The sequence below is a fragment of the Gilvimarinus sp. DA14 genome (assembly GCF_024204685.1).
In the GTDB taxonomy this organism is placed as follows: domain Bacteria; phylum Pseudomonadota; class Gammaproteobacteria; order Pseudomonadales; family Cellvibrionaceae; genus Gilvimarinus.
The window spans coordinates 708,671-727,938 of sequence record NZ_CP100350.1 but is presented as its reverse complement, the minus strand read 5'-3'; the positions used below and the strand labels follow the sequence as shown (position 1 = coordinate 727,938).

20 protein-coding genes are annotated in these 19,268 nt (G+C 52.4%); all 20 read left to right on the top strand.

Going from position 1 to position 19,268, the window contains the following annotated elements:
- The first annotated feature begins 5 nt into the window (after positions 1–5).
- Positions 6–449 (top strand): flagellar export protein FliJ, encoded by a 444-nt coding sequence (gene fliJ / locus NHM04_RS03045; RefSeq protein ID WP_254265580.1) that lies wholly within the window; start codon positions 6–8, stop codon positions 447–449.
- Positions 450–599: 150 nt separating this feature from the next.
- Positions 600–905 (top strand): STAS domain-containing protein, encoded by a 306-nt coding sequence (locus NHM04_RS03040; RefSeq protein ID WP_254265579.1) that lies wholly within the window; start codon positions 600–602, stop codon positions 903–905.
- An 11-nt stretch (positions 906–916) separates the two neighbouring features.
- The gene (locus NHM04_RS03035; protein ID WP_254265578.1) at positions 917–2,614 is read left to right on the top strand and encodes a fused response regulator/phosphatase; all 1,698 of its coding nucleotides are present in this window, start codon (positions 917–919) and stop codon (positions 2,612–2,614) included.
- A gap of 35 nt (positions 2,615–2,649) precedes the next feature.
- Positions 2,650–2,991, top strand: coding sequence for an Hpt domain-containing protein (locus NHM04_RS03030; protein WP_254265577.1), 342 nt, complete (start codon positions 2,650–2,652; stop codon positions 2,989–2,991).
- A gap of 131 nt (positions 2,992–3,122) precedes the next feature.
- Positions 3,123–4,628, top strand: a complete 1,506-nt coding sequence (locus NHM04_RS03025) for a flagellar hook-length control protein FliK (RefSeq protein ID WP_254265576.1) — start codon at positions 3,123–3,125, stop codon at positions 4,626–4,628.
- A 312-nt stretch (positions 4,629–4,940) separates the two neighbouring features.
- On the top strand, positions 4,941–5,468 hold the full coding sequence (locus NHM04_RS03020) for a flagellar basal body-associated FliL family protein (RefSeq protein ID WP_254265575.1): 528 nt from the start codon (positions 4,941–4,943) through the stop codon (positions 5,466–5,468).
- Positions 5,469–5,479: 11 nt separating this feature from the next.
- Complete coding sequence (gene fliM / locus NHM04_RS03015) at positions 5,480–6,487, top strand: flagellar motor switch protein FliM (RefSeq protein WP_254265574.1); 1,008 nt, start codon at positions 5,480–5,482, stop codon at positions 6,485–6,487.
- Complete coding sequence (fliN, locus tag NHM04_RS03010; RefSeq protein WP_254265573.1) at positions 6,477–6,926, top strand: flagellar motor switch protein FliN; 450 nt, start codon at positions 6,477–6,479, stop codon at positions 6,924–6,926. The genes fliM and fliN overlap by 11 nt, the downstream gene beginning before the upstream one ends.
- A gap of 51 nt (positions 6,927–6,977) precedes the next feature.
- Positions 6,978–7,340, top strand: a complete 363-nt coding sequence (gene fliO / locus NHM04_RS03005) for a flagellar biosynthetic protein FliO (protein ID WP_254265572.1) — start codon at positions 6,978–6,980, stop codon at positions 7,338–7,340.
- 34 nt (positions 7,341–7,374) lie between these two features.
- A complete protein-coding gene (gene fliP / locus NHM04_RS03000; protein ID WP_254265571.1) occupies positions 7,375–8,157 on the top strand; it encodes a flagellar type III secretion system pore protein FliP in 783 nt (260 codons plus the stop codon).
- Positions 8,158–8,159: 2 nt separating this feature from the next.
- Positions 8,160–8,429 carry a flagellar biosynthesis protein FliQ gene (gene fliQ, locus NHM04_RS02995; RefSeq protein WP_254265570.1) on the top strand — a complete coding sequence of 90 codons (270 nt, stop codon included), beginning with the start codon at positions 8,160–8,162 and terminating at the stop codon, positions 8,427–8,429.
- Positions 8,429–9,214 carry a flagellar biosynthetic protein FliR gene (fliR, locus tag NHM04_RS02990; RefSeq protein ID WP_254265569.1) on the top strand — a complete coding sequence of 262 codons (786 nt, stop codon included), beginning with the start codon at positions 8,429–8,431 and terminating at the stop codon, positions 9,212–9,214. The genes fliQ and fliR overlap by 1 nt, the downstream gene beginning before the upstream one ends.
- Positions 9,215–10,351 (top strand): flagellar biosynthesis protein FlhB, encoded by a 1,137-nt coding sequence (flhB, locus tag NHM04_RS02985; RefSeq protein WP_254265568.1) that lies wholly within the window; start codon positions 9,215–9,217, stop codon positions 10,349–10,351.
- Between the two features lie 90 nt (positions 10,352–10,441).
- On the top strand, positions 10,442–12,643 hold the full coding sequence (gene flhA / locus NHM04_RS02980; RefSeq protein WP_256527143.1) for a flagellar biosynthesis protein FlhA: 2,202 nt from the start codon (positions 10,442–10,444) through the stop codon (positions 12,641–12,643).
- A 14-nt stretch (positions 12,644–12,657) separates the two neighbouring features.
- Positions 12,658–14,028 carry a flagellar biosynthesis protein FlhF gene (gene flhF / locus NHM04_RS02975; protein WP_254265567.1) on the top strand — a complete coding sequence of 457 codons (1,371 nt, stop codon included), beginning with the start codon at positions 12,658–12,660 and terminating at the stop codon, positions 14,026–14,028.
- Positions 14,029–14,082: 54 nt separating this feature from the next.
- Positions 14,083–14,910, top strand: coding sequence for a MinD/ParA family protein (locus NHM04_RS02970; RefSeq protein ID WP_254265566.1), 828 nt, complete (start codon positions 14,083–14,085; stop codon positions 14,908–14,910).
- 27 nt (positions 14,911–14,937) lie between these two features.
- Complete coding sequence (locus tag NHM04_RS02965; protein WP_305881975.1) at positions 14,938–15,657, top strand: RNA polymerase sigma factor FliA; 720 nt, start codon at positions 14,938–14,940, stop codon at positions 15,655–15,657.
- A gap of 138 nt (positions 15,658–15,795) precedes the next feature.
- The gene (gene cheY, locus NHM04_RS02960) at positions 15,796–16,179 is read left to right on the top strand and encodes a chemotaxis response regulator CheY (RefSeq protein ID WP_020209487.1); all 384 of its coding nucleotides are present in this window, start codon (positions 15,796–15,798) and stop codon (positions 16,177–16,179) included.
- Between the two features lie 26 nt (positions 16,180–16,205).
- Complete coding sequence (locus tag NHM04_RS02955) at positions 16,206–17,003, top strand: protein phosphatase CheZ (protein ID WP_254265564.1); 798 nt, start codon at positions 16,206–16,208, stop codon at positions 17,001–17,003.
- An 11-nt stretch (positions 17,004–17,014) separates the two neighbouring features.
- On the top strand, positions 17,015–19,240 hold the full coding sequence (locus NHM04_RS02950) for a chemotaxis protein CheA (RefSeq protein WP_254265563.1): 2,226 nt from the start codon (positions 17,015–17,017) through the stop codon (positions 19,238–19,240).
- Positions 19,241–19,268 lie beyond the last annotated feature (28 nt).

Genomic DNA, 19,268 nt, shown 5'->3' with positions numbered 1-19,268 from the left:
CGTTTATGGCGGCGAAGCGGTCACAGCGTCTGGGTGTGGTATTAATGCTGGCAGAGCGCCACGAGCAAGAGGCTGCCGATTATTTGGCAAGGCACCAAAAGCTGGTAGATGAGCAGCGCCAAAAAGCGAGCGAGCTGGCTGACTATCGCACAGGTTATGTAGAGCAATACGCCGGAGCCCAGAGTGGGATGCGCCCGGAAGAATTATCCCGCTACAGTCAGTTTATTCAGCAGTTGGGCGATGCGATAAAGCAGCAAGAGAGCGCTGTTGCCCAGCTCATCGAGCAGCTAGTAAAGCTGCGCCAGCACTGGCACGGCCAGCATTTGCGCCGCCGCGCCATCGAAGATTTAATTACCCGCCTGAGAAAGGGCGAAGATCAGGCAGCCGAACGGCAGCTGCAAAAGCAGCTGGACGATATGGCTCAGGCAGCAGGAAAAAGACCCTTATAAAGCAATTTTATGCGGCGTATACGTCTATTGTTTGCGTTCAAAATGGTCTATTCTAGGTTGGTCGCGTGGCAGAAAATATAACAATCGCGGCAGATCATTGTGGGGAGACCCAACCAAGGAACTTCCTAGCGGAACGATAAAGAGGTGGTTATGGCTGTAACGTCAACGATTTCTGGTGATGGCTCGGAGCTGCACATCGCAATCAAGGGGCGGTTTGACTTTAGTTCACACCAGGATTTTCGTGGCACTTATGAAAATCTTCCTCACAAACCAAGCCGGTATGTGATTGATATGCAAGACACCGCGTATTTGGATAGCTCGGCTCTGGGTATGCTATTACTGTTGCGCGACTACGCTGGCGGCGACAGCTCTGACATCGAAATTATTAATACCAGTAGTGATGTTAAGCGGATTTTGACGATTTCTAACTTCGAACAATTGTTCACAATCAGTTAGGCGTTGTGCGCATGAGAGACGACCGAGCCATTACCGTGCTGGTCGCCGATGATACTGACACGGATCGGTTGATTCTGGAGGCTATTGTCCGCAAAGAGGGTCACAATGTTATTAGTGCCCGCGACGGACGCGAGGCGGTCAAAGAATTTAAGCAGCACCGGCCCGATATCGTGTTGTTGGATGCGCTAATGCCTCACCTTGATGGCTTTGAAGCGGCTCGGCAAATTAAAGCTCTTGCGGGTGAAGAACTGATCCCGATTATCTTTCTGACCTCGCTCACGGACACTCCCTCGTTGGTGAAGTGCCTTGAAGCCGGGGGCGACGACTTTCTCTCCAAGCCTTACAACCGGGTCATTCTGCAGGCCAAAATCCGCGCTTTCTATCGCATGCGTACGATGAACCGCACGATGCTTGAGCAGCGTGACCAAATTGCCCGCCATAACGAACATTTTTTGCAAGAACAGACGGTCGCCAAGCAGGTGTTTGACAATATTACCAGTGGTGGACAATTAAATAGCGCCTGCCTGCGCTACTTTATGTCGCCGCTGGCGGTTTTTAACGGTGACGTCATGGTGGCCGCCACTACACCTGCGGGCAACCTGATGGTGTTGCTGGGAGATTTTACTGGGCATGGTTTACCCGCTGCGATAGGGGCTATGCCGCTGGCAACCACATTCTATGGCATGGTGAGCAAGGGCTTTTCCATGTCTGATATTCTCGCCGAGATTAACGGCAAGTTAAAAAGTATTTTGCCGGTGGGGCTTTTTTGCTGCGCCACTATGGTGGAAGTGAACTATCGAAAAAATACTGCCAGAATCTGGAACGGCGGGCTACCTGCTGCCTATATTTATCGTCTGGGTGGCTCCATCGAGCAGGTTAAATCTAACCATTTGCCACTTGGCGTACTGAATAACAAAGATTTTAAGGCAGACGCGGCTTTGTTTCAGCTGCATCACGGAGAGCGTTTGTATCTCTGGTCTGATGGCATCCATGAGGCTCGCAACAGCGACGACGAAATGTTTGGCGAGGAGCGTATTCTCGCGGCTTTCGCGCGCAACGAGTCGCGACAATGCATGTTTGATGAGTTGCTCGCCAAGGTGAAAAGCTTTGTCGGTGAGGGTGAAAAAAGCGACGATCTGTCGCTTATCGAATTGGTGATGGCGCCCTCGCAGCTCGAATACTCTGAGTCCAGTCAGCCCTCTCAAGATCAGTCGCGGCTCGCCGAGTGGAGTTTGGTTTTTGAGGTGAAACCATCCAGTTTCGCTATTTTTGACCCACTGCCTCTGCTGCTGAGCGTTCTGCTTGAGGTACCAGGACTGCGTAATCACAGTGGCACCCTCTATACCGTGATTTCGGAGCTTTACAGTAATGCTCTGGAGCATGGCGTGCTGCAGCTAGACTCTACCATGAAGGCTGATCCCGACGGCTTTGACCACTATTATCAATTGCGCAAAACCCGCACCGAGCAAATCAGTGAGGGCTATATCCGCATTACGTTAGCCCACCAAACTTTTGCCGAGGGTGGCTGTCTGCAGATAACGGTGGAAGACAGTGGCCCCGGGTTTGACCTGGACGGCCTGGAGGTAGATGAGGTCAATGATTACAGTGGGCGGGGGCTGAAACTTGTTAAGTCTCTGTGTGATAGCCTTGAATATCAAGAACCTGGGAATAGCGTTTGCGCCACCTATCGCTGGCATGTAGACGATTAGCCCAGCCGCCGGCTTTGTTCAACAGGAGGTTAACTTTGTCTAACGCTCAGCATATAGATCACGAGGCCCTGGCGGCTTTGCGCGACGTTATGGAAGACGACTTTTTACAGCTGATTGAAACCTTTGTCAGCGATTCGCGAGCTAAAATTAATACCATGCAAAAAGCTCTGGCGGCCGGGCAGAGCGAAGAGTTGCGCCGTGCAGCGCACAGCCTGAAGGGTAGCTCTTCAAATATAGGCGCGGCTGGGCTGATGGAAGCCTGCAGGCAAATCGAGGTCCGCGCCGCGGCTTCAGATCTCACCGGTCTCGAGCATCTGCTGGTGGATCTACAGAGCGAATTCTCCCAAGTCAAACAGCAGTTGGATATTTACGCCTAAGCGCTTAACCGCGGCTTCTATCGCCTTATACCTATCTCTTTGGCACCGCTTTTGCTGATTACTCCTTAGTACCTATTTAAACCTCTGCCGGCGGCCAAGTGTTGCCGCTTTGATACAGGAGTGGTCGGACAATGACCGATACAACACTGCTAAACGCCCTCTCGCCTCGGCCCAGTAGTCAGGCAAAGTCGGAATCGGGTTCTCTACGTGAGAGCAAGTCGGATCCGTTCTCGAATGTCTTAAACACTGTCCGCAACGACAAGCCAGCCCGTCAAGTGGGCGTTCGGAATGAAAATCAGCCGCCGAGTAAGGCGCGTGAAGCGGTGACCAAGGAGACAGCAGCTGCCCCGGAGGCAAAGCAAACTCCCCCCGCTAGCGACGGGGAGGATCGGGCAGTTGCTGAAAGCGGCCCTAAGCATGCGGCTAACGACCCAGAACCTGCTGTAACCCTTACTGATGAGCAGCGCCAGGCCTTTGAGTCTCTTCCAGAAGAGCAGCAGGCGGCATTGAACGCATTGACACCGAAGCGGATGGCAGAAGTTTTACAGATGATGATGGCGCAACAGCAGAAGTTTTCCAGTGCCACTCCAGAAATTGACGCCATTCTTGCTGATTTATCCCAGGCCGATCTCGAACGCCTGCAAGGTGTGCTTAACGATCTTGCCAGAGTGTTTAACTCGGCCGAGTCGATGGAGCAAGTAATATCCAAGGCCCAGCAAATAATCGATGAGCAGCTGGGTGAAACAGCATTAGCTGATCTGTTGACACAACAGCTGGGAGATATTGCCGCCACCTCTATGCCAGATAAAGACTCCAGTACCATTGAAGCGCTGGCGCATTGGCTTGCCGGAGCACAGTTGGTTGTGGCGCAGAAGAGTGATCGGACGACCACAGCCCATAACCTGACGAATACACATCTCGGCACGGTGGATGCTGGCAGCACCGCTGAGTACGTTAAAACACCGGAAACCCTGGTCAAGTTAACCGCAACGGAGCAAGGCCCAGATGGCCTGGATTTATCGCTGGAATCAGGAAAGTTGTTGGAATCGGTGAAAGCTTCCGAGCAAGGAAAGTTTGCTGAAATTGCCAAACTTCACAATCTGTTTTCGGCGCGTGGCAATGATGAGGCCGCTGCTTCAACCACTAATGTACCCGCGATGTTGAGTGCGGCACAGAAGCTTTCAGCCAGTAGCGAACAGGCGCCGGTACTGCAGAGTCAACTGGGCACACGTTTTGGTACAGGTGCCTGGGGGGATGCGGTGGGGCAAAAAGTACTGTGGATGGCACGCCAAAATATTACCTCTGCAGAGCTGCGGTTAGATCCGCCGGATCTGGGCCCCGTACAGGTGAGAGTGAGCGTGCAGAACGATCAGGCGCACATCACTTTCTCCAGTCAGCAGCCAGTGGTGCGTGAAGCGTTGGATCAGAACGCCTTCAGGCTCAGAGAAATGCTCGCCGAACAGGGTATGACCCAAGTGGATGTGAACGTATCCGAGCAAGGCCAGCAGCAGGGTGATGAAAGAGGGGCATCCGGCTCCTCAGGTACTGGTGCTGTTGCCGCTGATGAGTCCGACAGCTCAAGCGATACTAGAAAATCCGCGGATTCTGTAGTCAGATTGATCGATCAATACGCCTGATTCGACCCCTGCGTGAAGTAAAGCGATTTCCGCGAGTCGCCTGTTGCATAAGCTGCGTTCGTTGAGGCCAAGGTGCTCGTTCAGGCGCTCAATAGCACTCCGTCGGACTGCTTCTTGGCAGTACTGTCAGCCCCCGCTGAAAGTGGGGGGCTTTTTCTTATCAGCACGTAACTATCTTTGTTCCTGTCTGTGTTCTTATCAATGTTTGTTCCTATCAGTCGCCTCGGCTAAACTCAGGCCATACCTGTGGCACGAGCTTTGCTCATAGGTTCCCATAAGCCTTATTACGCGTAGGAATGACGGATAATTGACATGGCCGAAGACGAGCAGGAAGAACAACAAACCGAAGAGGGGAGTGAAACAGAGCAGCCAAAAAAGAAGAAAAAATGGTTGTTGCTGGGGTTGATTTTACTATTGCTGATTGGGCTATCGGTAGCCGCAACACTCTACTTTCTCGGTTTTTTTGCCACTGAGCCAGAACCGCCAGCTGTAGAAGAAGAGCAAGCTCCACAAGAGGTTCAAGCCGCTATCTATTACCCGCTCAAGCCGGAGTTCATTACTAACTTCGAGGTGCGTGGGCGGCAGCGCTTTATGCAGGTCGAGATGACACTAATGTTGCGCGAAAATGACGTGGTCCCGGCCCTGGAGCTGCACATGCCCGCCATTCGCAATGCCCTGGTGATGCTGATGCGCGGCCAGAGTTACGAAGAGCTGCAAACCCCTGAGGGTAAAGAGTTGTTGCGCCAGCAAGCGCTGTTTGAGATTCAGGGCGTGCTGGAGCAGGAAATCGGCAAGCCTGGTATAGAACAAGTGTTATTTACCAACTTAGTACTGCAATAGAGGCGAATTCAGTGCAGGATCTATTAACACAAGATGAAATCGATGCGCTGTTACATGGTGTCGATGAAGGCGATATCGATACCGAATCGGATCAGGACCCGGGGGCGGTTAAATCCTATGACTTAACCAGCCAGGATCGTATTGTCCGTGGGCGCATGCCCACACTGGAAATGATTAACGAGCGTTTCGCGCGTTATACCCGGATCAGCATGTTCAATATGCTGCGTCGCACCGCCGATGTCTCGGTGGGCGGTATTCAAATTCAAAAGTTTGGTGAGTATGTCCACACACTGTATGTGCCTACCAGTTTGAACATGGTTAAGTTTCGCCCGCTGCGAGGCACAGCGCTTATTATTCTCGATGCGCGCTTGGTGTTTAAGTTGGTTGATAACTTCTTTGGTGGCGATGGTCGTCACGCCAAAATTGAAGGGCGGGAGTTTACTCCTACCGAGCTGCGTGTAGTGCAAATGGTATTAAACCAGGTGTTTGTAGACTTGGGCGAAGCTTGGAAAGCGGTAATGCCGATTGAGTTTGAATACATTAACTCAGAGGTTAATCCATCTCTCGCCAATATCGTTAGCCCCAGTGAAGTGGTTGTGGTTAGTACTTTTCATATTGAGCTCGACGGTGGCGGCGGCGACCTGCATCTGACTATCCCTTATTCCATGATAGAGCCCATTCGTGAAGTGCTTGATGCGGGGTTGCAAAGCGATAGCGATGAACAAGACGAACGCTGGGTTAAAGCGTTACGCGAAGATGTGCTTAGTGCTCAGGTAGATTTAGAGTGCGAGATCGTCAATCGGGAGATTCCTTTGCGTGACATCGTCGATCTGGACGTGGGCGATATTATTCCCATTGAATTTCCCGAGCACCATGTGCTAACGGCGAACGGGGTACCCGTTTTTCGGACTCAATTAGGCCAGCACAAAGGCAATTTGGCTTTAAAAATTAACGATTTTATTGATCACAGCAGCGCCTACAATATAACCGCTGCTGAAGGAGGCAAACATGGCAAATGATGATATCGAGAATAATGACGATTCAGAACTGGATCAAGATGCCATGGCGGACGAGTGGGCCGCAGCCATGCAAGAACAAGAAGCGATTGATGATTCGGCCGAGCAGTCGGATGAGACGGATATGGCCAGTGCAATGGCGCTGAATGAGCTGGAAAGCGAAGGTGCCCCGCGTGAGGTTGGGCCCGAGCTGGATTTGATTCTGGATATTCCGGTGAGTATTTCCATGGAGGTTGGCAGCACGTCCATCACCATTCGTAATCTGTTACAGCTCAACCAAGGCTCTGTCATTGAGTTGGATCGTCTTGCCGGGGAGCCGTTGGATGTACGAGTCAATGGCACTTTAATTGCCCATGGCGAAGTTGTAGTGGTGAATGAGAAATTTGGTATTCGCATGACCGATGTTATCAGCCCCTCTGAACGTATCAAGAAGCTGCGCTAGATGTTTACTTTCATAGCGGCAGCGTCAGCTAGTCAAGAGCCGGCCGCGCAAATGCAAGCCGGAACAGCCGCACAGTTGTTTTCGGTTTTTATGGGATTAGCCGCGGTTATTGGGCTTATTTTTGTGCTCGCCTGGCTTGTAAGGCGTACCGGCAACGGCTGGGTCAGGTCCAATAATCTAAAAATTGTTGCCAGCCTTGCTCTTGGCACACGTGAAAGATTAATGCTGGTGGATGTCGGCGGAACGCAAATACTCTTAGGCGTGACCGCGCACTCGGTTAATCAGTTACACGTGTTTGCCGAACCTGTTGTAAAAGAGGGGGAGACATCTAGCCCAGAGTTTGCCGCCAAACTGGCAGAATTTCTACCGCAGAAACGAGAAAAGAATAATGACTCCGGTACCGGCAATCTCTAGAGCTCTAAGATTCGCTGCGCTGTTTGCGGCGCTCTTGTTAAGCCTCTTTGCGCCTGCGGGCTATGCCCAAGACGCTGAACCCGCAGAAGACACCAGTGCACTTGCCGAATCGGTAGAGCGGGGCGCTCTGCCGGCAATACCTGGTTTGCCTGCTTTTACTGTCACCACGAACGATGATGGTGAACAGGAGTACTCGGTAACACTGCAAATCCTTGCCATTATGACCATGCTGACGTTTTTGCCAGCACTGCTCATGATGATGACATCGTTCACTCGTATTATTATTGTTTTCGCGATTCTGCGGCAGGCGCTTGGCTTGCAGCAGTCTCCGTCTAACCAGATATTAATTGGGTTGTCTCTATTTTTAACGCTCTTTATTATGAAGCCTGTGTTAGAAGATGTGAACGCCAATGCGCTGCAACCTTACATAGCCAGCGAAATATCCGCACAGCAGGCGTTGGCCGAAGCGTCTCGCCCGTTTCACGAATTTATGCTTGCGCAAACACGCGAAAGTGACATCGCCTTGTTTGTAGGTATTGCCGGTATTGAGCAAATTCAAACACCGGAAGACACACCATTTTCCATTTTGGTCCCCGCTTTTGTTACCAGCGAGCTGAAAACCGCGTTTCAAATTGGTTTTATTATTTTTATCCCTTTTCTGGTCATTGATATCGTTGTCGCCAGCGTACTGATGGCCATGGGGATGATGATGCTCTCGCCGCTTATCGTTTCCTTGCCGTTTAAGATTATGCTATTTGTGCTGGTGGATGGTTGGGCCATGATTATCGGCACACTCGCGGCGAGCTTTGGAGTCTGACGATGACACCCGAGATCGCGCTGAGTTTGTTTGCCGATGGGTTATACCTGACTGTATTGATGGTTCTGGTGATTGTCGGTCCCAGTTTGATTGTGGGCCTGGTGGTCAGTATGTTTCAGGCCGCCACGCAAATTAATGAGCAAACCCTCAGTTTTTTACCACGTTTAATCGTAATGTTGGTAACTATCATGATTGCAGGGCCCTGGATGGTGTCAGAGCTGATGGATTATTTTGATCGGCTGTTTAACAGTATTCCGGGATTAATTGGCTGATGGAAGCTTTGGCGCTATCAGACGATCAGCTGATGCGTTTTATGGCGCAGTACGTATGGCCCATGTTCCGTATTGCTGCGTTATTTATGGCGGCCCCTGTGATTGGCGCGAGGACGGTTACAGCGCGGGTGCGGGTGCTATTAGCTCTGTTTGTCACTATGCTGGTGGCGCCCATGCTGCCAGAGCCACCAGCGGTCGACTTTTTGAGTCTGGACGCGCTCGTGATTATCGCCAAAGAGGTGGTTATTGGTCTCGCTCTCGGCTTTGCCTTTCAAGTGGCGATGCATATCTTCGTGCTCTCGGGACAGTTGGTCGCAATGAAGATGGGCTTGGGGTTTGCCTCTATGAATGACCCGTCTAACGGCATCTCGGTGACGGTGCTGTCGCAGTTTTATTTGCTTTTGTCCACGGTGTTGTTTTTGATCTTTGATGGACACTTGCTGATGATTGGGCTGATCGTAGCCAGTTTTACCAGCATGCCCATGGGCGGCGAGGGGCTTGGTGCAACAGAGTTTGTTCAAATTGCCAGCTTGGGTAGCTGGATGTTCAGCGCGGCGCTGGTATTTGTATTGCCGTTATTTACCGCGCTTTTAGTGATTAATATGGCGTTTGGGGTGATGAACCGTTCGGCACCGCAAATCAACGTGTTTACGGTGGGCTTTCCTATCACGCTTATTTTTGGTCTCTTTTTTATGTGGGTCAGCCTGGTAGCGTTTTTGCCTTATTTTGAACAAGTGTTTGCCGACACGGCCTCCATTGGCCGCTTGTTAATGAGGCTCAATTAAATGGCCGAAGGTGAAGACAGCAGTCAGGAAAAAACGGAAGAACCCAGTGCGAGGAAACTGGAAAAAGCCCGCGAGGATGGGCAAATTCCTCGTTCACGTGATCTTACTACTACATTTATTCTACTCGCCGGAGCCATAGGTCTGGCCGTTTTTGGTGAAATGATCGGCAGCGCTATGGCGGGGCTGTCAATCAATAACTTCACTCTGTCACGAAACGAAGCTTTCGATACCGAGGCGATGTTTGCTCACTTAGTCAGTTCTTTCTACGACGGTTTAATGGCGCTGGTGCCATTAATGGTAATGCTACTGCTCGCATCAGTGGTTGGGCCGATTGCCTTAGGTGGCTGGCTGCTCAGTGCTAAGGCTATGGCTCCCAAAGCCAGCAGGATGAATCCGCTCGCCGGGCTCAAGCGCATGTTTTCAGTCAAGGCATTGGTTGAACTGGGTAAATCGCTGGCCAAGGTGACCATAGTGATGGTGGTGGCCATGGCAGCTTTATTCTACTGGCAGCAAGATATGCTACAGCTGGCCGCTCAAGAGACCGAAGTTGGTGTGGTTGAATCTTTGCAAATCAGCGCGTATGCCACCATTGCGATGGCTGCGGTTACCTTGCTGGTAGCCGCTATTGATGTCCCATTTCAGATATGGGATCACGTAAAAAAGCTGAAAATGTCCCATCAGGAATTAAAAGACGAGCATAAGGACACCGAGGGCAAACCCGAGGTGAAAGGCCGCATAAGGCAATTGCAGCGCGAAATGGCGCAGCGGCGCATGATGTCGCAAGTGCCCGAGGCCGACGTTGTGATCACCAACCCGACTCACTATTCGGTCGCGCTTAAATACGACCCGGAGAATATGGGAACCCCAATCTTGCTCGCCAAGGGGGTAGATCACACCGCGCTAAAAATTCGCGAAATAGCTGGCGCTCACCGTATCGAGGTCATCCAGTCGCCCATGCTGGCCCGCTCTATTTATCACACAACCGATATTGATGAGGAGATCCCCGCTGGACTCTATATGGCTGTCGCTCAGGTGTTGGCCTATGTATTTGGTCTACGCAACTACCGCCGCGGCCAGGGGGAAAAGCCGACCTATCCGCGTAATATTTCCGTGCCCCGCGATCTGCAGTTTGATTAATTAATAACTTTTCAGTCCCGCGCCAATTGTAGGTACGCTTTTTGCGATGACTAGCGGTAATACCGCAACGCGTCAAAAAAACGTACACATATGGCTTTTTCTTTCGGGCAGATCAATAAAACCAACAGCAAGGCTGCACTTTTGCAGCTGAAGGGCCTGGGGCAGGGCAATATCGGTATCCCGATTTTGCTGATTATGCTGCTGGGCATGATGATCCTGCCCATGCCAGCGTTTATGCTGGATGCATTCTTTACCTTCAATATCGCGCTTTCCATTGTTGTGCTTCTGGTGGGTGTGTACGCTTTGCGCCCGCTGGATTTTGCTGCCTTCCCGACTATTTTGCTGGTTGCGACACTGTTGCGCCTGGCTCTTAATGTCGCCTCCACGCGGGTTGTTTTGCTCAATGGCCATGAAGGCGGTGATGCGGCCGGTAAAGTGATCCAGGCTTTCGGTGAGGTGGTCATTGGTGGCAACTATGCTGTTGGTCTGGTGGTGTTTTTGATTCTAATGATCATTAATTTTGTGGTGGTTACCAAGGGCGCTGGGCGTATTTCTGAGGTGAGTGCGCGGTTTACCTTGGACGCGATGCCCGGTAAGCAAATGGCCATTGATGCCGACTTAAATGCCGGTTTAATTGATCAGGAAGAGGCCCGGCAGCGGCGTGAAGATGTTGCCAGCGAGGCCGACTTCTATGGCGCCATGGACGGTGCGAGCAAGTTCGTAAGAGGCGATGCGATTGCAGGCATCTTAATTTTGGCCATTAACATCATTGGCGGCCTGAGTGTCGGTATGGTGCAGCACAACCTCGAATTTAGTGATGCGCTGGAAAAATATATTCTTCTGACTATTGGTGACGGCCTGGTCGCACAAATTCCCTCGTTGATGCTGTCTACCGCTACGGCCATTTTGGTGACGCGGGTAAACAGCTCTCAGGACATGCGCTCGCAGGTTATGTCGCAGATGTTTGACTCACCCAAAGCGCTGAGTATTGCCGCTGGGATGCTGTTTATTATGGGCGTTATTCCCGGTATGCCGCACATCGCGTTTTTGGGGCTGGCAATTTTGTGTGCAGCATTGGCGTACTATATATATTGGCGCAAGCAGCAACCCGAAGCGGTTGAGGATGATTACTTTCCCAGTAGTGGTTCTGGACGCAGCGGCGCCACACCTACCTCCCCAAGCCCCGCACCGAGCGGTGCGCAGCCGCCAGCTGCCTTGCCTCCCGCCGAGAATGCCGAGCTTAACTGGGATGATGTCCAGCCTGTCGATGTGATCGGATTAGAGGTCGGTTACCGTCTTATTCCCATGGTAGACAAGTCTCAGGGTGGTGCTCTGCTGGGGCGTATTAAAGGCGTGCGCAAAAAGCTCTCTCAGGAAATGGGCTTTTTGATTCCTACAGTGCATATTCGCGATAATCTCGAGCTAGCCCCCAATGGTTATCGCATTAGCTTAATGGGCGTTACCGCCGCTGAAGCAGAAGTTCACCCGGATCGTGAGTTGGCGATCAACCCCGGCCAGGTATTTGGCGATTTAGAAGGCATCAAGACTAAAGATCCGGCCTTCGGCCTGGACGCCATCTGGATCAGCGCCGGGCAAAAAGAGCAGGCGCAAACTCTCGGCTATACCGTGGTTGATGCCAGCACGGTTGTCGCCACCCATCTCAATCAGATATTGCATCAGCATGTGCACGAACTGCTTGGCCATGAAGATGTGCAAAAGTTGCTGGATATGCTGGCTAAAACCTCTCCCAAACTGGTGGAAGAGTTGGTGCCCAATACAGTTAATTTAAACACTCTGCTGCGGGTTCTGCAGAACCTTTTACGAGAGAAAGTCGCGGTTAAGGATATCCGCACGATCGCCGAAGCTTTGGCGGGGCAGTCGGGTAAGAGTCAAGATCCCGCCGCCCTAACCGCCATCGCAAGGGTAGCCCTAGCCCGGCAAATCGTGCAGAGCATCAATGGTACCGCGGCGAATCTGCCTGTTATTACGTTAAACCCTCAATTGGAACAGTTGTTGCTGAGTACTGTTCAGCAGGCACAGAAAGCTGGCGCAGATGACAGCGCATTTGTCGAGCCGGCGCTGGCAGAGAAGCTGCAACGCTCTTTGGCGAGTGCTGCGCAAAAGCAGGAGATGGCTGGCAAGCCACAAGTTCTGTTGGTGGCGGCGCCGCTGCGACAAATGCTGGTACGTTTTTGCCGCCACAGTGTGCCCGATATGCATGTACTGGCTTATACCGAAGTGCCGGATAACAAACAGATCACGATAGACGCCTCGGTCAGTGCCGATGGCTAGGCAGGAGATGACTCATGCAGGTTAAACGCTTTGTTGCCAAAGATATGCGCAGGGCCTTGGAAATGGTGCGCCAAGCACTCGGGGAAGAGGCCATTATCCATTCTAGCCGTCGCGTGAAAGACGGGGTGGAACTGCTAACCAGCGTGGCAGGCTCCACTTTTACTGAACCCAAACCTACGCCTGAAGTTGAATCTGCGCCCAGCAGTGCGCCGCCGAGTGAAAGTCCAGCGCCGGTGCAAACCGGGCGAGATATTGCCGCGCAGATCGAGCTTGCCAGCCAGCGCTTGGCTGCGCGCGAGCTGGCCGAAGCATCGGCCGATGAATATTTGCGCAAAGATCAGGTGGTGAATGCGGGCATCCGGGTGCGTTCTGCCGTAGCGCAAACGCCAACCTCACTTCCGACCGCCGCTCCCGAAGCTGACCGGCCTCGCACTGCTCAGACAGCCGCTGAACGATATGGACTGGCCGAGCCCTTGGCGCAGAGCAAAAGCAGCGATGACATCGAACTTCTGCACGAAGAGATTGCTCAGATGCGTCTGATTCTCGAAGAGCAGTTAGGGCGTCTGGGTGCGGCTGCCCGTGGCCCGGGCAGTAAGCAAACCAGCGCCATCGGGCAGCGCTTGGAACGCATGGGGTTTTCGGCCAAAGTCGCTGATGCCACCCTGCGCCGCCCTCTGAATAACCGCATGCTGGCTAAAGCTTGGCCTGAGGCGATGGCAAGGCTGGCGCATGCTATTCCGGTTATGGATGAAGACATTACCGCAAACGGTGGCGTGTTTGCCTTTGTGGGGCCGACAGGTGCCGGCAAAACCACTACTGTAGCCAAGTTAGCGGCGCGGTATGTGATGGAGCATGGCGCTGACAAAGTCGCGCTGGTCACCAATGATACCCAGCGTTTAGGCGGGCAGGACCAATTGCGTTCCATTGCCCGTATTCTTCAGGTGCCGCTGCGGGTAGTGGATGAAAACAATAGCCTGTCTGCAGTATTGCGAAGCCTGCGCAATTGTGAGTTGGTGTTGATTGATACCGCTGGTCTTCGTGCGGGGGATCCCGCACTCAAAACCGGTATGCAAGAGCTCGCGAATATTCGCTCTGTGCAAAGTCTTTTAGTGCTGCCTGCAAACAGTCAGGCTCAGGTCTTAAAAGCGGCTTTGCACTCCTATCAGACGGCGGCACTGACGGCCTGTATTATTACAAAGCTAGATGAAGCTGCTAGCTTGGGGGAAGCGGTGGATTGCGCTATGCAAGCGAGGCTGCCAATAGCCTATACTTGCGATGGGCAAGAAGTGCCTTACGATATTGAACAGGCACGCGGCCACAAGTTAATCAGCAAAGCCGCTCAGCTGATACAGCAGAGCAGTAGCCGGCAGGCCGTTAATGGTTAGCTCGCTTAAAGTTGTTCCATCGGGTTACGCACAGACTACTAAGAGAGAATACGAATGAGCCAAAGTCGCCCCGTACAGGTAATTGCAGTCTCTGGAGGAAAGGGGGGCGTAGGGAAAAGCAATATTTCCGTTAATCTCAGCATTGCCTTAGCGCAATTGCGTCGTCGGGTGGTATTGATGGACGCCGACTTGGGGCTGGCCAATATCGATGTGCTGCTGGGCTTATCGCCACAATATACCCTGGCTGATGTGTTAGCCGGTGAGCGCTCTTTGCAAGAAGTACTTATGACAGGACCCGGGGGTATTAAAATAGTTCCTGCTGCCTCGGGCGTGCAGCGCATGGCTGAGCTGAGCGCACAGGAGCACGCGGGGTTGATCAGCGCGTTCAGTGACCTGAGTGATCAGGTGGACATATTAGTGATTGATACGGCAGCCGGTATTTCCGATACCGTGCTCAGCTTTGTGCGTGCGGCCAACGAAACCCTTGTGGTGGTATGCGATGAACCCTCTTCGATTACCGACGCCTACGCGCTGATAAAGCTGTTAAATAAAGAGTATGACCTGCAGCGTTTTCGGGTGGTAGCAAATATGACGCGCACCAGTGCCGAGGGGCAGCAGATGTTCAGCAAGCTCAACACTGTGTGCGAGCGGTTTCTCGATGTTACCTTACAATATGTAGGCCAAATCCCTTTTGACGAGTCAGTTCGTAAGGCTGTGCAGCGCCGCCAAGCGCTGCTTGAATTTGCCCCTAATTGCAAAGCCTCACAGGCGTTGCGGGAGCTGGCAAACAAGGTAGACGCCTGGCCGTTGCCCTCGGCACCAACCGGGCGATTAGAGTTTTTTGTCGAGCGGCTGCTACAGGCGGCGGTTTCGGAGTATTGACAGGTGAACGCGGCAAGTGGGTTAGCTATGTACAGTGAAGCGCGAGTGCAGGGCAATGACATACAAGTCGAGGAATACGCCGGTTTGGTTAAGCGTATTGCCCATCATATGATGTTAAAAATGCCCGCCAGCGTACAGGTGGATGATTTGATTCAAGCTGGAATGATCGGCTTGTTAGAAGCCTCGCAAAAGTATGATGGCGCCAAAGGCGCGAGCTTTGAAACCTATGCCGGTATTCGAATCCGCGGCGCCATTGTGGACGAAATGCGACGTGGCGATTGGGCGCCGCGCTCGGTACACCGCAATGCCCGCAGGGTCAGCGATGCCATCGCCAAGGTCGAGGCGCGCGAGGGGCGCGATGCTGAAGACGCTGAGGTGGCTGCCGAGCTGGAGGTGGAGCTCGACGAATACCATGCGATGCTTCGCGACGCCAACTCCAGCCGTCTGTTTAGCTACGAAGAAACGTTTGCTGATGATGCCAGCGCTTCACTCGCCGGGGAAGGGAGCGATTTTATAAATCCCCAGGAGGGGGTCGCCCGAGATAGCCTTAAGCAATCCCTCGCCGAGGCAATCACCCAGCTGCCAGAGCGAGAGAAAATGGTATTGGCTCTGTATTATGACGAAGAGCTTAACCTGAAAGAGATTGGTCAAATTTTGGGCGTTAGCGAGTCGCGGGTAAGTCAAATTCACTCTCAAGCCGCTAGCCGGCTACGCGCTCGCATGGCCGATTGGCGAACAGAAGATTGACCGCTGAGCTAAATCCCAGTACTTTTCAGCCGATAACAGCAAATAGAAGAAAATTGTGCCATGGCGCTGGACTCGCCCTGGCCAGTTACTAGACTTAACACTAACCCAACTTCCCGCCCGGGTGAGACGGAGGCAGCATTGGATAAGAACATGAAAATTCTCATTGTCGACGATTTTTCGACAATGCGACGGATTATTAAAAACCTGTTACGAGATTTGGGCTTCACCAACACCCACGAGGCAGACGACGGCGTCACTGCACTGCCTATGCTGAAAAGCGGTGGATTTGATTTTTTGGTCACGGATTGGAACATGCCGGGCATGAGCGGTATTGATCTTCTCAAAGCGGTGCGAGCGGATGAAAAGCTTGCCTCTTTGCCGGTATTAATGGTGACCGCAGAAGCAAAAAGGGACCAGATTGTCGAGGCCGCCCAAGCAGGCGTGAACGGCTATGTGGTGAAGCCTTTTACCGCGGCCGCACTAAAAGAAAAGATCGAGAAAATATTCGAACGGGTGGGTTGATCCAACCATAACAACAAGGCACGGCCATGACTTCTGAGATTCAAGAGCAAGACAACAGCCTGTTTGTCAAAGAGCTGCAAGAAAGTGCCAGCTTGCTGGTGGAAAAGCTACAGGGCGATGACTTTGACGAGGCCTCCCGGCTAATCCAGGCCATTATGGAGTCTCGCGATAAGCATCTGTATCAGTCAGTAGGGCGGCTGACTCGTGGTTTGCACAATGCCATTGTCAACTTCAACGTGGATGGGGATTTAAGCAAAGAGCCGCCGGATATAGAGCGCTCAGAAATTCGCGATGCCACCGATCGACTTAAATACGTTATCGACTTAACACAAAAAGCCGCTGACAAAACCATGGACATGGTCGAGGAGGCTGCTCCTATCGCTATGAACCTTGGGCAAGAGGCTAATGCTCTGCGCGGTGAATGGTCTCGTCTACAAAGCGGTGAGATGAGTGCGGAAGAGTTTCGCAGTCTGTACACCCGTATGGATGATTTTCTCGGGCAAATGGAAAGCGGCACCGAAACCCTAGGGCACAATCTGCAGGAAATTATTCTCGAGCAAGGTTTTCAGGATTTAACCGGGCAGGTACTGAAGCGTGTCATGGGGCTGATAGAAGAGGTCGAACAAGATCTGGTCAGCCTGGTGAGAATTGCTGGGCAGGTTGAAGAAATTACAGGTTTGCACCTTGAGGCCGATAAAGAAGGAAAGACAAAGGTTGTCGACAATAAAAGCAGCGGCGAAGGCCCGCAGATTAATGCGGATAAAGCCGATGTAGTCTCCAATCAGGACGAAGTAGACGACTTGCTTTCCAGTCTCGGTTTTTAGAGGAATAGTGCATGGGTTTCGGTGATGATGAAGATATTCTCCAGGATTTTCTGGTCGAGGCCGGTGAGATTCTTGAAAATCTCTCCGAGCAGCTGGTGGAGCTGGAACGCCGGCCCGAAGATAAAGATCTTCTTAATGCTATTTTTCGCGGCTTTCACACAGTAAAAGGCGGTGCGGGCTTTCTTCAGCTTACGGCCATGGTTGAGTGCTGCCATGTCACTGAAAATTTGTTTGATATTCTGCGCAATGGCAAGCGACAAGTAACCCCAGAGTTGATGGATGTCGTACTCCAGGCTTTGGATGTTGTTAACCAGCAGTTCGATCAAGTGTCTCATCGCGAGCCCATCTCCCCCCCCGAGCCTGAATTAATTCACACCCTTGAACGCCTGGTGGCCTGTGAAGATCTGCAGGCGACCCCACAGCCAGCGGCTGAATCTCCCCCCGCGCCTGAGCCACAAGCGTCCCCTGAAACTGAGCCTGCTACAGTTCGCGGCGGCAGTGATATTACTGATCAGGAATTTAACGATTTGCTGGATGCGCTCTCGCCTGGTGCAAACACCGGTGAGCCGGCCTCCGGCGCTGGCGATGACATTTCGGAAGATGAATTTGAAGCTTTGCTGGATCAGATTCACGGTGAAGGTAAGGCACCCGGAAAGAGCGCTCCGCCTGCTGCTGGGACAAATGCCAGCGACGACATCAGTGACGATGAATTTGAAGCTTTACTCGACGAATTACACGGTGCGGGCAAAGGTCCGGCCGGCGCCGTGGCAAAGCCAAGCGAGCCAGCTGCGGCTGACACAAAAGCTGATCAGGACAATATCTCCGACGACGAATTCGAAGCGCTGCTGGATCAACTCCATGGTAAAGGTAAAGGGCCCAGTGTTCAGGGTGAGGCCACCGCTAGTGCTCCCGCCGCATCCGAACCCAGCGAGTCGTTAGCGCAGAGCCCAAAGGCGGCAAGTGCAGAAGCCTCACCCGCGGCGCAGCCAAAGCCATCGTCCGCACCTCAGGCAGCTTCTGCCGCTGCGGCAAAGCCGCGCGCTGAGCGCGAAGCGGGACCTCAGGTGGAGGCCACGGTGCGGGTTGATACTCAGCGCCTGGATGAAATCATGAATATGGTGGGCGAGCTGGTGTTGGTGCGCAATCGCCTGGTGCGCCTGGGTGACAGTGCGCAAAATGAAGCGCTCAGCAAGGCCGTCGGCAACTTGGATGTAGTAACCGCTGATTTACAAACCTCTGTAATGAAAACCCGGATGCAACCGATTAAAAAAGTATTCGGTCGCTTTCCTCGCGTAGTCAGGGATTTGGCGCGCAACCTGAAAAAAGACATCAACCTTGAGCTGGTGGGTGAAGAGACAGATCTGGATAAAAACTTAGTCGAAGCGCTTGCCGACCCACTGGTGCATTTGGTGCGCAACTCGGTGGATCATGGCATTGAGTTGCCAGAGGTGCGCGAGGCCAACGGCAAACCTCGTCAGGGCCGGGTGGTGCTTGCTGCGGAACAAGAGGGCGATCATATACTTTTGTCTATCACTGACGACGGCGCCGGTATGGATCCCGACAAGTTGCGTCAGATTGCCGTCGACAAAGGGTTGTTTGATGAAGATACGGTGCAGCGCTTTTCGGATAGCGAAGCCTTCGATTTAATTTTCGCGCCGGGTTTTTCTACCAAGAAAGAAATCTCCGATGTCTCCGGTCGCGGGGTAGGCATGGATGTGGTGAAAACCAAGATTACTCAGCTCAATGGTTCCATAGAAATACAATCAACCATGGGAGAAGGAACGCGATTTAACATTAAAGTACCTTTGACTCTGGCGATTATGCCAACCCTGATGATTATGTTGGCGCGTCAGACATTTGCCTTGCCGTTGGTGAGTGTCAACGAAATTTTCCATATGGATTTGCGGAAAACTCATATCGTAGATGGTCAAGAATGTGTTGCCGTGCGTGATCAGGCGATCCCCATTTTCTATTTGAAAAACTGGCTTGTTGCCGGTGAGTATGTCTCGGCAAAATCCATGCAGGAAGGGCATGTGGTTATTGTCTCTGTGGGGACCCGCCGGGTGGGATTCGTCGTAGACCAGCTTATCGGGCAAGAAGAGGTGGTCATTAAGCCGCTGGGTAAAATGTTGCAAGGCACGCCGGGCATGGCAGGTGCTACCATCACCGGTGATGGCACAATTGCGCTCATACTGGATGTGCCCAGTTTGCTAAAACATTATTCGGCGGGGGCGTAGAAAACGCCATAAAATAATTGGAGAGCAG

Coding starts and splice junctions, on each gene's coding strand:
- flhB (WP_254265568.1), top strand. CDS start 9,215: ATGGCCGAAGGTGAAGACAGCAGTCAGGAAAAAACGGAAGAACCCAGT.
- NHM04_RS03035 (WP_254265578.1), top strand. CDS start 917: ATGAGAGACGACCGAGCCATTACCGTGCTGGTCGCCGATGATACTGAC.
- NHM04_RS03025 (WP_254265576.1), top strand. CDS start 3,123: ATGACCGATACAACACTGCTAAACGCCCTCTCGCCTCGGCCCAGTAGT.
- NHM04_RS02970 (WP_254265566.1), top strand. CDS start 14,083: ATGAGCCAAAGTCGCCCCGTACAGGTAATTGCAGTCTCTGGAGGAAAG.
- fliR (WP_254265569.1), top strand. CDS start 8,429: ATGGAAGCTTTGGCGCTATCAGACGATCAGCTGATGCGTTTTATGGCG.
- flhA (WP_256527143.1), top strand. CDS start 10,442: ATGGCTTTTTCTTTCGGGCAGATCAATAAAACCAACAGCAAGGCTGCA.
- NHM04_RS02950 (WP_254265563.1), top strand. CDS start 17,015: ATGGGTTTCGGTGATGATGAAGATATTCTCCAGGATTTTCTGGTCGAG.
- NHM04_RS03040 (WP_254265579.1), top strand. CDS start 600: ATGGCTGTAACGTCAACGATTTCTGGTGATGGCTCGGAGCTGCACATC.
- fliN (WP_254265573.1), top strand. CDS start 6,477: ATGGCAAATGATGATATCGAGAATAATGACGATTCAGAACTGGATCAA.
- fliJ (WP_254265580.1), top strand. CDS start 6: ATGGCGGCGAAGCGGTCACAGCGTCTGGGTGTGGTATTAATGCTGGCA.
- flhF (WP_254265567.1), top strand. CDS start 12,658: ATGCAGGTTAAACGCTTTGTTGCCAAAGATATGCGCAGGGCCTTGGAA.
- NHM04_RS02965 (WP_305881975.1), top strand. CDS start 14,938: ATGTACAGTGAAGCGCGAGTGCAGGGCAATGACATACAAGTCGAGGAA.
- NHM04_RS02955 (WP_254265564.1), top strand. CDS start 16,206: ATGACTTCTGAGATTCAAGAGCAAGACAACAGCCTGTTTGTCAAAGAG.
- fliQ (WP_254265570.1), top strand. CDS start 8,160: ATGACACCCGAGATCGCGCTGAGTTTGTTTGCCGATGGGTTATACCTG.
- NHM04_RS03020 (WP_254265575.1), top strand. CDS start 4,941: ATGGCCGAAGACGAGCAGGAAGAACAACAAACCGAAGAGGGGAGTGAA.
- fliO (WP_254265572.1), top strand. CDS start 6,978: ATGCAAGCCGGAACAGCCGCACAGTTGTTTTCGGTTTTTATGGGATTA.